Source organism: Vibrio sp. 1069 (assembly GCF_033340555.1).
Genome location: NZ_JAWOWP010000784.1, coordinates 1 through 555, shown reverse-complemented (window position 1 = coordinate 555; position 555 = coordinate 1). Strand labels below are relative to the sequence as shown.

Sequence of the window (555 nt, the reverse complement as noted above, 5' to 3'; positions counted from 1 at the left end):
ATCCTGCTGAAATTCAAGCGTTTATCGATCAAATGGAAAAGAACTAATGGTAGATATGTTAGACACTGCGCCAAGTATGCGTCGTCTGCCCTTCAGTTTTGCCAATCGCTTTAAACTGGTTTTGGAGACTGAGCATCCTGAGCGTCCTCCAATTCTTTACTACGTGGAGCCGCTAAATCCTGCGGCTCTGGTTGAAGTACGTCGCGTGCTTAAGCGCAGTTTCGTGCCTCAAGCCATCGATAAAGAATCCTTCGATAAAAAGCTGACTGAAGCGTATCAACGTGATTCATCAGAAGCTCGTCAATTGATGGAAGATATCGGTGCCGATAGTGATGATTTCTTCTCGTTGGCAGAAGAGCTACCGCATGATGAGGACTTGTTAGAGTCGGAAGATGATGCGCCAATCATCAAATTGATCAATGCCATGTTGGGTGAAGCGATCAAAGAAGGTGCGTCCGATATCCATATCGAAACGTTTGAAAAGACGCTTTCTATCCGCTTCCGTGTCGACGGCGTTCTGCGTGAAGTCTTGACGCCAAGTCGTAAGCTTGCGCC

The 555-nt window shown here is 46.8% G+C and carries 1 protein-coding gene; it reads left to right on the top strand.

Annotated elements, in window-relative coordinates:
- Positions 1 to 46: 46 nt before the first annotated feature.
- On the top strand, positions 47 to 555 hold a 509-nt coding region (locus R7040_RS29040; protein ID WP_318097985.1), incomplete at its 3' end, for an ATPase, T2SS/T4P/T4SS family.